The organism is Paraburkholderia tuberum STM678, from assembly GCF_902833905.1.
In the GTDB taxonomy this organism is placed as follows: domain Bacteria; phylum Pseudomonadota; class Gammaproteobacteria; order Burkholderiales; family Burkholderiaceae; genus Paraburkholderia; species Paraburkholderia tuberum.
This window is the reverse complement of record NZ_CADFGP010000043.1, coordinates 57,422-69,340: the sequence shown is the minus strand read 5'-3', so window position 1 is coordinate 69,340 and position 11,919 is coordinate 57,422. Positions and strand designations below refer to the sequence as shown.

Genomic DNA, 11,919 nt, shown 5'->3' with positions numbered 1-11,919 from the left:
CAGTCTTGCGTTGGGAGTCGCCCCGGTCGCATCGAACCACGAATGCGCAAACGAAGACCGAAGTCCTACCCATGGCTGAAAGAGCCTCGTCACATCGCACGTGAGCGCGTCCAAAAATATGGGCACGCTCCACGGGCTTAAGTAAGTGCCATTCCCTCTAGACCCTGTGGCAACCGGGTGATTTCGATGACTGTCTCGCCCGGCAACGGGGCAGCGTTCCGCATCAACTCGCGATACACCGGAATCGCAGCCTTCGCGAAGCCGGCGGCTTCCATTTCAATCGGATAGGCAACGTCCGTGATGAAGCTACCGATCGCCGAATACTGCCAGCCCGCGTTTTCCCACGGTTGCCCGTCGAACGACACCAAGCGGTTTTCATCATCGATCTTGTAGCATCGCACCGCCGGCATCCGGTCAAGCGCCGACGAGGCACGAGACGGCAGCTTGAGGTCCGCGGCGACGGGCACACTTGAGCAGTCATGCTCCCGCAGCACTCGCCATGCGCTGAGCGCGCCGCTTTCGCCGTAAATGGCCTCCAGCAGCGCAGCGTCGCCGTGCAACGAGACGTCCGCTTGCCCGCCTACCACTTCGTCCACGCGCCCAGCGAATCCCGCAGCGGTCAGACTGCTGCGAACGTCATCGAGCGACGCTTCGGGAATCGCCGCCCGGAAGGACGTTGAAACGTCCAGCCGGATTGTCTGGTCAGGAAGCCGGAATGGCTTCGCGAGCAACGACCGCCAGGTCGCAATGTAATTTTCTGGCCTGATGTAGCCCGCGCGGCTTTGCAGCATGCCGCCTTCGCACGATGAAGCGTGTCTGAACACCCTTCGCATCACGTCGGCATATCGCCCAAATGCCATCGCTGACCACTGGTCGATGTGGGGATAACAGTTCTTCTCGTACGTCCGCTCGAACAACGCGAACATCCATTCGCCATCCGCCGCCTGGAAAGCGCCAGCCTTCTTGCCAGTCAATATAGTTGCACTCATTTGAAGCTCCGATATGTAAATGCGGAGCAGCCCCCAACGGGCTGCAAACCCGCTGAGGGAAAAGAAAAAAGCCGCCACGAGGGCGGCAGAGAAAGAGGGTCGGTTACGACCGGGAACGGCGAGGCATCTGCGCAGACATCACCAGATGCCAAACGCACAGGAGAACAACGCCGTACATCACGAGCGTCAGCAGGCCTGCGAGCAGGCCTTGACCGCCGAAACCCGCCAGCGCGCCGCAGACGAAACAGACCTTCGCCGCAGCACCGGCCATCAGCCAGCCTGCGAGGCGCCGGCCGCGCGAAGCGACGGCATCGAGAAATGCATTGCGACGCCGCTCAGTCGCAATTGACGCCGCGAACAACAAAGCAGCAACCGCGAGCACCATGAGCAGCCGCTTCCCGACGTCAGGGCTGACAAGCTCCTCGTGATGCAGGACCGCCTGCGCGAGCGATTGGAGCACCGGCACTACCGCGTAGTGGTTGGCCGCATACGAAACAGCGGCTCCAGCCGCCGCGGACTGGGCACAGCGAATGAGCATCTTGCCGACCGGGGTCGACGGTTTTGGTTGGGTCATTGAGACTCCTCCAGTTTGAGATAGGGAATTCGATGCCCCGCGGAAGCGGGGTCATCAGAGAGGTATAGCGCCGCACCCTGAACGGGTGCGACTCAGACGGAGACCTTGGCCTTCGCGGGCTTTCTGGTCTTTTTCACAGGCGGCTTTGGCGCGTCATAGCCAAATCGCGACCATGCCGCCGGATCGATGGGAACCGGATTCGTTCGCCCCGTTGCGAGGTTCACGAATACGCCCGAGAAGGTGAGGCCACCGTTGCGGAAAAGTGACCACAACAGATTGAACGCCTGCACCGAGATCGCCTGATTGATGACAAGCGACTGCTTGCGCAGTGCATCGGCCATCGAACAGGACGGCGCATCGTCGCCCTTGTCATTTTTCGGATTCAGCAGGTCGGGAAACAGGTCGCCCACGTGAGGTAGCCTGTCATGCCGTGCCTTGCCGAACTCGCCGAGAATCACCTGGCCACGATCCGTCTCGTTGCCGCAGTCGAGGTAATAGCGAACCTTGCCCCGCTTCGCAGCCTGCGCGATCGCATGACGCGCACGCCTCGAATCGACGCAGCCAATCACCATGTCCGCATACAGATTCAGCTTCGAATCGACGCGGCGCGGCTCGGCCGTCCAGTTCGTTCCCATCAGCAGGTTCAGGCGGTTTACCAGCAGCGTCGCCTTGTACTGGCCGACGTCGTTTGGATAGAAGCCCTGCCTGCCAACGTTGAACTCGCTGACCGTGTCATCGTCATAGACCACACATTCGATCCCGCCCGGATGCCCGAGCTCGACCATCGCGTGATGCAGCCGTGCAAGTGAAGGAAGCAAGGCGCTGCCAGTCCCGCCAGCGCCCACGACCACCACCTTCCACGGCCCGCTCAGCATGTGCGCAGGTGTCGTATGGAGTAGCGTCATACGACCTCCCGGGCCAACGCAGCCTGCCAGCGCTCTGGTATAGCGCGCTGGACCTCAAACCGGCCCTTTGCGCACAACCGCAGCGCAACGGACGGCGTCTGATGGCAGTGGCCAAGCACAAGCGCCAGCTTCACATCGTGCTGATCGTCACGATCATCGGTCGATGAAAAGAACGCCTTGCCGTGACCATGCGAATGGCAGTCAACCACCAGCCATTCGCCAGCTTCCAGTTGCGGACGCTCGTAATGGAGGTGATCCGGGCTGTGCGACAACGAAGGAAGCGGCACCAACCGGAACGCGCCAGTCGACGCGTTCCAGGTGATCCACGCCCCAACCTCGTTGGGCAAAGCCGCATGCGCCATCCGTGCGAACCCGGCAACCATCTCTCCGGGGACAGCACCGCAGCGGACTTCTGTGGCATCGGCCGCCTCGCCATACGGCACCGGCGTGCGCCAGCCATACGAGCCCAGCAGCCGGACAAGCCGTATCCACGGCCGGTTGATTTCAAGGAACACGCCATTGGACGCGATGAGCAGTCGCTCGCCAGACGCGGACATCGGGACAACCGGTTCGCGCGCCGGCACCATGACGGACGGGAACGAACCCTGCAACACCTGATCGACCGGATTCATTGCTGACCTCCGATCTTTCCGGCGACGAGCTTGCCCACAGTTGCGTCTTTCATCGGCACCAGCGCATCGAGCGGAAACGCCTCGAAGCTGCCGTCGAGCATGTCTTTCCAGAACGCGTAGAAGCCGTTCTTGTACTCGACACGCTTGCCGCCGTGGTTCGGGTGAGTGAAGGCCGAAGTAAAAAAGCCCTCTTCCCATCCACCGATCGCCGCGACCTCAATGCGACGCGGGACGTTGGCCGAACCGATGCAAATCTTGCCCCTGTCCCACGTGTTGAAGTACGGAGGCTCAAAAAGCGGTGTGGATGGTTCAGGTCTGCTGTCGCCTTTCAGCGCGAAGACACTGAAGCCATTGGTGCTGGCCTGAAAGACCAGTCCCGGATGAGGCACGATCGCACTGCGCTCACCCAGCTCCTCACACCTGAAAAACACGCGTCGCGGAGCCGGCGGGCACCACCACGTCACTGCCGCCGACGTCACCCCAAGCACAGTCGCGGGGAGAAAATCGGCTTTGGGCGCGGCATTGCGATCCAGCTGCATCAGTGCATCGATCAGGGCCTTCCGATCGAGCGGCCGACCGGCACCGATAATCGGGCGCCCGGTTTCGCGTTCCGCAGCGACAGGATGCACCGTTGCATAGTGCGAACCATTCTGAGCGGTATAAAGCAGCAGGGCTGACGACAACGCAACGTCGTGACCCGTCTGGCCAATCGAAACATTTTTCATTGGAAAACTCCTAGTTAGGATCCACCACCAGCGCCAGAAGGCGATCGAGGTGATGAAGCATGCGCAAGCCAAGGCTCCATTGCGTGTACTGCTCGCGGATGCCCTGTCGTGTGTTGGAAAAAGTGATGAAGCGGCTGTACTCGGTCGCTTCGCCCGCCTGGAATGCGTTCTCCATGTGGTCGTCAAGCAATTCGCCTGTTCGCTCGTTGTGCGCGAGGAGCAGCGTGCAGCCCGAATAGATCGGTTGCGCGTCATAGCCATCAGAAAGGCACCCGGACTTGCCTGCCTTGCGTAACAGGTGCTTCAGGGCGAGCAGTTCCACGCACACCCTTGCCACCATCGCAGGAGACGCCTTGCGCAACTCCCGCAACTCGTTATCCGAAAGCGTTGAAGACCGTGAGCGGCGTCCCTCGACTTTTGCCGGCACGCGGATTTCGTCAGGACAGAGTAGCGGCCGAAGTACGGACGGGAGATACCGATTAATAACGTCGGCGTCGTCGCCATTCATCTCCTGCAGCCACTCACGCACGTCCTCGTCGGTCGCGCTTTCGTCGCCCTCCCAGTGCATGCATGACGCCTCGCAAAGGAACCAGCCGGGCGTACGAATCAAAACTGTCTTGCCGGACACGCGATCTACCGTTTCGAAGATCGTGTGCAGCAGCAGTGGATGAGCGCGTCGGAGCGGTTCGGCAAGATCGCCGACCTGGTGCACCCATTCGTCGGAGCACTTCACGCCGAGATGCAATGGCGTGCGTGGCTTGAACTCATCGTGGTCGTACTGATGCTGAATGGCATCGGTGACCGCGTTGGTGTCACACAGATCCAGTCCGAACGACATGTGACGAAGCGGCGCTGGCAGTTGCCGACGCGCCCACGCAAAGAAAGCCTGCTGGAACGCGTCGACCGGACTGACAGGCGCCTCTACGTCAGCCGCGAGAAGCGGCCCGTGCCTGAACTGCTCAAGCACGACCGCATCAACCGACGTGTCCTCGCGCCATTTCAGCGATGCGCGCATAGGAACGTCTTCAGCAACATCCGGCAGCGTCAGAACACAATCGGCAGATCGATGTCGGGCAACGGCAGCGACTGGCGGTTGCCAGGACGCACCGGCGCCCCCATCGACCGCTCTATCAGTGAATGAAGGATCGAACAGCATTGGCGAACCTCGTCGTCATATAAACAAACCGCCCTTCCGGGCGGTTCCTGGTTGAACCCGTTGGCCGGGTCGGCTAGAGCCTTGAGAAGCGTCTGCTTACGCATACGAACCCTTGGCGCCTGCCGCGCGGACAAACTTGTAGGTTGCGACATCGCCCGCGAATTCGGGCCCATCGACGGACGCAGTCGTCAGCTCGGGATACTGCGCCGAGTAGAGATCGCGAACGTCCTCGGGCAAGAACGCCGGGCCGGGATCGGCAAAGGCAACGCCGTTGTAAGAGAACTGGCGAACGAGCGCGGTGATCGAAATCGACATGACCCTGCCTCCTTAAAAGAGCGAAGCGAGGTCGGTGCCGCTCGAAGCAGGCTCAGCAGGCGCCGGAGCGTCCCCTTTGCCTTCGTTCGCGGCGGCCGGTGCGTCCGACTCCGACGATTCATTGTCGTCATCCTCAGCGTCCTCGTCTGGTGACGCTTTCGCCGCGGCTGGCGAACTTCTGCCAGCCTTGCCCGAGAGAGCTTTGGTCGCTTTCGTGACCTGGGCCTTCTGCGCTTCACCGAGGATCGCCGTCGTTGCGGCCACCTGTTCGGCCAGCGACGCATGAGCGCCGGTGTACGTCGCCAGATGCTCGGCAAAGCCGGCATCCAGTTCCGCCGCCGTCGCGGTCATGACGAGCGGCTGACGCAGCGCCGTGTCTTTCGCCTCGCCTTCCGGCATGACGACCACGGCCATCGCATCACCCTTCATCTTCATGGCCAGCTTCAGCCCACCGCACGACTTCAACAGCGCTTCAAGTTCAACGAACATAAAAACTCCACAAATAAAAAAGGACCGCCTGTGGGCAGTCCAAAAGAGAAATGAAGCAGACGGGAAAAGTCCGCTTCGGTCGATGCGCCAGACGGCGCGTTAATACTTGAGGACTTTCGGAATCTTTCCGGTGTAGTCGAAGCCCTTGACGTTGAGCAGCGCATCGATGACTTCCGCCTTCGATTTGCTGAACACCTTCTTGAACTCGTCGCCGAGCGCGGCACGGATGCCAAGCTCGTCGGCCACCACCATCATTTCCGACTTCGTGATCAGTTCCAGAAACTCCTTACAGAGCTTCCAGTGCTGATTGAGGTCGAGTTGATGATGACGGCACAGACTCGTCAGATGGTGAACGTCGAGACCCTGGATCGCGGCGACCGTCACGCCGGTGACAGCAAGCGCGAGCTTGTCGTCGTCAGCGGCGGCCACGGACGTTGCGGCCTTGGCCACATCCGACACCGCGATCTTTTCTTCGGTCAGCTTCTCCCAGATGCCCTTCATGGTCGAGTCATCGACACAGCGGGCCTGTCCGGCGAGAGCGATCGAGACAAGGTATCGCTGGGCTAGCGCGGCATTCTGGCCAACCTCGCGACGCAAAGCCTTGCGCCACAACGCCACGCGATACGTCTTGATACGGTCCGATTCAGCAACGACTGTCGCCGGCGGATTGCTCGTCGTCGACGGTGCGGTGCCGGAGGCTTTGGCTGCAGCCTTCGCCGTGCCGGTGCCATCGACCTTCGCTTCAGGCTTCGGCGCGACAGCAGCTTTTTCGGCCTGCAGGCGCTTGGCCACCATCTTCATGTTACAGACGGTGTCGAAGCACTGGCCCTTGTAGACCTTGCCGACTGAGTCCGGAAGGCCGCTCACCGCCGCGCCGTAGTTCTGGCACGCGTGGCAGGCTTTCGCCTGTTCCTCGCCGACGCCCTTTGCACCCTCCACAGCAAGCTGTATGCGGGTGTGGTTGTCGCCCGCGCGCACGATGCGCACGACGGGGAAATCATCGCGAAGGCCCGTTGCCACCGCCTCAAGCTGTTTCTCCGTTTTCTCGTTGAAACAGGGACGGTTCGTACAGTTGCCAGTGGCTATGGACTCGCCGAACATCTCACCCTGCGTGGACGAGTTGTGCGGGCAGCTTGCGCAGTCGGTCTTGTCGAAAATTGCAGCAGACAACGAACAGGCGACCTGTTCAATTTTCTTCTTCAACTCGGCGACCGGCTTGCCCTCCTGAATGATCACGGGCAGCAGCTTGTCCTGCGTTTCCTTCGGAAGCGCCGCCAGCAGTTCCGCGTGACCCAGAAGGATCTGCCGGGTGTTGAGCGCCTCGAGAACGGCAGCACTGCAGTTCATGAGCGCCAGGCGCTTATCGAGCGTGGCACGCGACCATCCGAAGATGCGCGCGACTTCGTCGCGATCGCCCTTGCACAGCCCGACCTGCTCGGCTGCTGCAATGGCTTCCTCGGCAGGCGACATATCCGCGCGTTGAATGTTTTCGATGATCGCAAGCTGTTTCGCTTCGACTTCATCGATCTCCTTCACGACGACGGGTATCTCGTAATCCTCGCCATGCGCCGTCATGGCAGCTCTGTATCTGCGGCCACCGGCGACAAGAGCGAATCCGCCATCAGCAAGCGTGCGAACGATGACAGGCTGGATGACGCCCTTCTCACGGACCGAAGCCGTCAGCTCTTCCATTTCCGCCGCATCGAAGTACGTGCGGGGATTGGCAGCGATGGTGATCTGTTTGAGGGCAAGAGTAGGTTGCTGTTGCATTGTGGGTCTCCGGAGAGGGAACCCAGCCCCGCCGGGAGTGAGCTCCCGAAGGGTTGAACAACAATAGACCGGGCAAAGCCGGCGAGTCGATGCGTCAGGGACGCGGGTGATAACGCAAAGATACCGCCGCGCCTACGGCCATTCGACGCGCAAAGCTCGCGTAAACGCAGTGCCTTTCCGGTAAACGAAACAGGCCAGCGCATTTCGCGGAATCGGGTAGGAGGCGGGGTTGCCCCCGCCGTCCTCCCACAACACCGGACGTACGGTCCACGTATCCGGCGTTTCCCGTCAGCCTCGGACCGGATCGGTCGTCGGCGTGAGCTTGTTTCGTGCGTCGTGTCGCCTGGCATCCGATGGACACCTCAGCCTCTCTCGGGGCTTCCGGCCCCTCCAGCATGGCTGCAGGCCCCCGGCATGGCCGAGGCTTCTGCCCAGATACGCAGAGATCACGCGTGACTTGCCACTCGTGACAGGTTTGGCCCTTCGCCGCTCCGGTTTCAACGGCTACTACGACCTCTGCTGACTTCTGCCACCCCATTCCGACACCTCTCGATGCCAGTAGCACAAGGCAGGATGGCAGATCTCCCAGGGTAATACGCGCGACCTTCACGCTTATGCCTGTCGGATCTACGTCATGGCGTTCCGTGCAAGTATCGGGCTTTACAGATTTCGGCCTGCTCACCCCGCCATACCGCCTGATATCCGCTTCCTGTTCGTCAGGCCAGCGCTTTGCCTTCGGCTTCCTTCAGATTCCACCTCACGATGGACACCCTTGCCGTCCGCTAACACTTCCCCTTGCCGGGTGTGTAGGGGACTCTCACCCCCAAGTCATCCAGTTCGCCACCACAGCGATCCAGATAGCGCCTTTCACGGCGCTGCGCGCCATGCCTGGCGCACCGAAAAAAAACCCGGCACGAAGCCGGGTTTGATCAGGGTACCGAGCGCGACGCCTTATCGGCGCCGCTCTCATCTCATTGCAGCGCAACCGCCTCCAGCTTCAGCGGTCGCGACAGAAGGGTCGTAACCGCGCCGGCCAGCGTCCATTCGCCGAACTGCTGCTCATGGCTTGCATGCACCAGGCGGTCCAGACACAACACCTGGACGCCGTCGGCTTCGACGGTGCCAAGAATGTTCGCCTGCAGCGCGCGGTTCGAACCCTCGCGCTTGACCGTCACGACACCGTCTCCCACCAACACCGACACCTTGGATTCCTTCATGCAGCCTCCTTCAACAGTTTGCGCATGTCGCCGCTCTCGCGATCGGCGTTCAGCGCGAGGTCATGAACGAAACGGTCCAGCAACGAATCCATGTGCAGGAACGTTTCATCTTCAAGCTCGGGCGTCGCCCAGTCCAGTCCTGCCTGTGTTGCGTCACGTTTGTGCGCAACCATCTGGTCCTGGTACTCGTCGATGCTGCCGGGCAAGTGGAAATACAACACCTTCAGGATTCCCTTCCGGTTCCAGCGCAGCGCGCGCCGCATCGCCTGATACTCGATGCGCCACGTCCACGACCGGTCGTAAAAAAGGATGTAGTCGGCATTCGGCAGGTTGTAGCCCGCACGCCCCGATGCCTTTGTAGCCAGAAGCCCAGTAGCCAGCCCCGTCAGGAACCGCTTGTCCTTGTCGGACACGCGGCGCTTGATCGGTATCTCGCCATGAAACGGCACCGACTGCACACCATGCGACTCAAGCTCACGTGCCAGAAGATCAAGCACGCCCGGGTTCTCTGCGAACACGATAGCCTGCTTGCCCTCGGCCGCAATTTCCCGCATACGCGAGATCACCGCGCGCTGCTTGCTCGTCAGCCCGCCGACGACTTCGACGCCCTCCATCCCGTACTGCGGATAGTTGGCGGCAAAATGCACGGCCCGAATACGCGCGAGGATCGTAATGAGGTTGCATGCCTTGCGGTCATCGCGTGATGAGCGATACCAGTCTGCAAACTCATCAGCCGCTCTCAGGTACGTAGCAAGATGCCCACGGTCCCAGTCCACGGTTTCGACCTCGAACTCCGGCGGCTCGATCTGGATGTACTTCGCGACTTCCGGCTCTGCCACCAGCCGCCGCTTGATATGCGGCGCAAGCATCGCGCGGTAGCCGTGCAGGTTCCCGATCTTTGGCACCTCGCGCTTTGCCCCTTCCTGCAGGCTCTCCGCAAACTGCCAGGTGACCCATTCCAGAACCACGAAGTCATCCCGGAACCGGTCAACACCACGCATTGCATACTCGACGGTGTTGATCCAGTTTTCCTCCAGATAACCGAGCCGGTAACCGTAAGGCTGTGCCGCGGTTCCATCACCACCAGAAAACGCGATCAGCCCGAAGGCGTCACGCGGATAATTCGGGATCGGCGAGCCGGTGAGTACATAACGACGTCGCGCCGAAAGCTGCCAGAGCGCGCGGCTCTGGTCGCTCGTCGGATTGGCCAGCCGCTCGCCTTCGTCGGCAACCAGCAGACCAATGCGCCGCCGCAAGCGGTGTGCGTAGGTCACGCGCTTCGACGCCTCCCTATCGACCGGCATACGCAACCGCTCGTAGGAGATCAGGTTGAACCGGCGCAGATCATTCAGGTCCGCCGCACAACCGATGACCTTCACGTCATCCGCATTGATCGGCAGCATCGCGATCTCCTTCATCATCTCGTCAATCAGACGCGACTCAACGACGATGAGTCCATGCCTGACCTCCGACACGAGAATGAGCGCGAGCGCGAGGCGCGACTTGCCGCAACCCTGCTCCCACGCAATCACGCAACCGGACGGCTTCATGAGAGTTTCGACAAGATCCTCCGTCTGAAACTCCCAGTTCAGCCAGCGATCGACGCCTAACGCTTTGACTCTGGCGTGAAGCGCCGCGGCCTGCTGTGGAAATCTCACCGTCAGCCCTTCGTGCACCACTTCCCAGCCTTCGGCAACGTTATCGACCGCAAACCGCGCGTTCAACTCGTCGACCGACAGATGGTAGTAGGCGCCCTTCACGGCGTAGCGGTATCGGCCATCTTCCTCCCGTGCGAAGCTGACAGACTCTCCCGCCATCACGAGCGGACTGGCCCAGCGCGTTAAATCGACCTTATGGGTCTCCCGCGCCTTGCCGGTGACAACATCCGAAGATCCAGCGCCTGTGGTCCACGCGACATGCCGGAGCGGTGTCGCCTGACGCACGCTACGTCTTGCACGACGCTCCAGATGCTCGAGGAAACCGGGCGCGAACTGCGGCTCACCACCAACGGCGCGGATGCGGTCGAGCAGCTTGCCAAGCGCCGCACGCGGATCATCCTGCATCAGGTACGTCTCGAGATCGAGCAGCCCCTGACCGGCGTAACGGAAGCCGCGTGGCAGCCGGTGGCCGTCGCGCGAATAGATGCGATCAACGAAGACACTGTTGAGCACCATCGCCTCGTTGAAACCGCAGGCAAAACCAAGACCGATCCGCCTGCCGTCATGCGAGATGACGACAGACTTGTTGCCCGTCACAGCCCGCGTGATGGCGGGGACGCTGTCATCGAGTTTCTGGAAGCGCAGTCGCGGCTCGCCAAAGCTTCTATCCTCGTAGTGCAAACCGAGGTCTGGGCCCGGCAACGCGAGGTTTTCGACTTTCGTTTTCACGAAGTCCGATGGCCTGGATCGGTATCGGTCGAATACGACGACAGCAGTGCGTACATTCGCGCCCTCCGAACTGAACGCGTCGGGCGGCAGCTCGAAGAGGCCCGCAGCGCGGCGTCGCGCCGAATCACCCAGTCCCCCGGTCAGCACGGCTTCCGCCGTAGTGATCGGGAGTAAGGCGACGACGATATTGGCCGCGTCCAACGCCTGATGCACCGCGTACTCGTGACTTAGCGCGCTGGTGTTGGCACCGTATCTACCCCATGTGGTGCACTCAAACGGCTTCAGGTGCGGCGACTCCAGATGGACCGAAAACGGTGGGTTGATGATGGCGACGTCGAAGTTTGCCGGCTGGATGTCCTCCATGCCGGCGTGCCTGAATTCGCAATCGAAGCCCGCTTCTTCAAAGACCTTCTGACACTGCGTGATCACGTCCGCATGCACATCGACGCCATACACCGCATAGCGCTCGGGGTCGGCATACTGAAACAGCCTTCCCGACCCTACAGAGTTATCGAGCAGTCGGATACGCCGATCCAGCCGCCAGCCGCTGATGAAGCTCCACATCAACGCGGCGATCGCATCGGGCGTGAAAAACTGCCCAAGGTGCTGACGGCGAGCGGCCGCCAGTTCGCCCTGGTGAGCGACCGGCCCAGCCTGCGAACCGAGGCTTAGCAACGAGCGCAACGGCTCGTACCAATCCGGCGCAAAAGAAAACAGATCTCTTTGCATGATTGCATCCATAAAAAAGAAAAGGCCCGCG

11 protein-coding genes are annotated in these 11,919 nt (G+C 61.2%); all 11 read right to left on the bottom strand.

Features of this window, described 5'->3' with window-relative positions; all coding sequences use genetic code 11:
- Positions 1 to 137 precede the first annotated feature (137 nt).
- On the bottom strand, positions 138 to 974 hold the full coding sequence (locus tag HWY30_RS29740) for a hypothetical protein (protein WP_090812823.1): 837 nt from the start codon (positions 972 to 974) through the stop codon (positions 138 to 140).
- Positions 975 to 1,092: 118 nt separating this feature from the next.
- Entirely contained in the window at positions 1,093 to 1,563 is a 471-nt protein-coding gene (locus HWY30_RS29735; protein ID WP_090812822.1) for a hypothetical protein, read from the bottom strand.
- A 92-nt stretch (positions 1,564 to 1,655) separates the two neighbouring features.
- A complete protein-coding gene (locus HWY30_RS29730; protein ID WP_090812821.1) occupies positions 1,656 to 2,468 on the bottom strand; it encodes a PRTRC system ThiF family protein in 813 nt (270 codons plus the stop codon).
- Positions 2,465 to 3,100, bottom strand: coding sequence for a PRTRC system protein A (locus HWY30_RS29725; protein WP_090812820.1), 636 nt, complete (start codon positions 3,098 to 3,100; stop codon positions 2,465 to 2,467). Before HWY30_RS29725 ends, HWY30_RS29730 begins: the two co-directional genes overlap by 4 nt.
- The gene (locus tag HWY30_RS29720; RefSeq protein WP_090812819.1) at positions 3,097 to 3,825 is read right to left on the bottom strand and encodes a PRTRC system protein B; all 729 of its coding nucleotides are present in this window, start codon (positions 3,823 to 3,825) and stop codon (positions 3,097 to 3,099) included. Before HWY30_RS29720 ends, HWY30_RS29725 begins: the two co-directional genes overlap by 4 nt.
- A gap of 10 nt (positions 3,826 to 3,835) precedes the next feature.
- Complete coding sequence (locus tag HWY30_RS29715; protein ID WP_090812818.1) at positions 3,836 to 4,981, bottom strand: PRTRC system protein F; 1,146 nt, start codon at positions 4,979 to 4,981, stop codon at positions 3,836 to 3,838.
- A 96-nt stretch (positions 4,982 to 5,077) separates the two neighbouring features.
- Positions 5,078 to 5,296 (bottom strand): PRTRC system protein C, encoded by a 219-nt coding sequence (locus tag HWY30_RS29710; RefSeq protein ID WP_090812817.1) that lies wholly within the window; start codon positions 5,294 to 5,296, stop codon positions 5,078 to 5,080.
- 12 nt (positions 5,297 to 5,308) lie between these two features.
- A complete protein-coding gene (locus HWY30_RS29705; RefSeq protein ID WP_090812816.1) occupies positions 5,309 to 5,785 on the bottom strand; it encodes a PRTRC system protein E in 477 nt (158 codons plus the stop codon).
- 99 nt (positions 5,786 to 5,884) lie between these two features.
- Positions 5,885 to 7,555, bottom strand: a complete 1,671-nt coding sequence (locus tag HWY30_RS29700; RefSeq protein ID WP_090812815.1) for a PRTRC system ParB family protein — start codon at positions 7,553 to 7,555, stop codon at positions 5,885 to 5,887.
- Between the two features lie 971 nt (positions 7,556 to 8,526).
- Positions 8,527 to 8,772: a hypothetical protein gene (locus tag HWY30_RS29695; RefSeq protein ID WP_090812813.1), complete on the bottom strand. Its 246-nt coding sequence runs from the start codon at positions 8,770 to 8,772 to the stop codon at positions 8,527 to 8,529.
- Positions 8,769 to 11,888 (bottom strand): SNF2-related protein, encoded by a 3,120-nt coding sequence (locus HWY30_RS29690; RefSeq protein ID WP_090812949.1) that lies wholly within the window; start codon positions 11,886 to 11,888, stop codon positions 8,769 to 8,771. The genes HWY30_RS29695 and HWY30_RS29690 overlap by 4 nt, the downstream gene beginning before the upstream one ends.
- Positions 11,889 to 11,919 lie beyond the last annotated feature (31 nt).

What these genes read in the sequence shown, in the direction of transcription:
- HWY30_RS29700 (WP_090812815.1), bottom strand. Translation starts at nt 7,555, where the DNA reads ATGCAACAGCAACCTACTCTTGCCCTCAAACAGATCACCATCGCTGCC.
- HWY30_RS29720 (WP_090812819.1), bottom strand. Translation starts at nt 3,825, where the DNA reads ATGAAAAATGTTTCGATTGGCCAGACGGGTCACGACGTTGCGTTGTCG.
- HWY30_RS29695 (WP_090812813.1), bottom strand. Translation starts at nt 8,772, where the DNA reads ATGAAGGAATCCAAGGTGTCGGTGTTGGTGGGAGACGGTGTCGTGACG.
- HWY30_RS29710 (WP_090812817.1), bottom strand. Translation starts at nt 5,296, where the DNA reads ATGTCGATTTCGATCACCGCGCTCGTTCGCCAGTTCTCTTACAACGGC.
- HWY30_RS29735 (WP_090812822.1), bottom strand. Translation starts at nt 1,563, where the DNA reads ATGACCCAACCAAAACCGTCGACCCCGGTCGGCAAGATGCTCATTCGC.
- HWY30_RS29730 (WP_090812821.1), bottom strand. Translation starts at nt 2,468, where the DNA reads ATGACGCTACTCCATACGACACCTGCGCACATGCTGAGCGGGCCGTGG.
- HWY30_RS29715 (WP_090812818.1), bottom strand. Translation starts at nt 4,981, where the DNA reads ATGCTGTTCGATCCTTCATTCACTGATAGAGCGGTCGATGGGGGCGCC.
- HWY30_RS29725 (WP_090812820.1), bottom strand. Translation starts at nt 3,100, where the DNA reads ATGAATCCGGTCGATCAGGTGTTGCAGGGTTCGTTCCCGTCCGTCATG.
- HWY30_RS29690 (WP_090812949.1), bottom strand. Translation starts at nt 11,888, where the DNA reads ATGCAAAGAGATCTGTTTTCTTTTGCGCCGGATTGGTACGAGCCGTTG.
- HWY30_RS29705 (WP_090812816.1), bottom strand. Translation starts at nt 5,785, where the DNA reads ATGTTCGTTGAACTTGAAGCGCTGTTGAAGTCGTGCGGTGGGCTGAAG.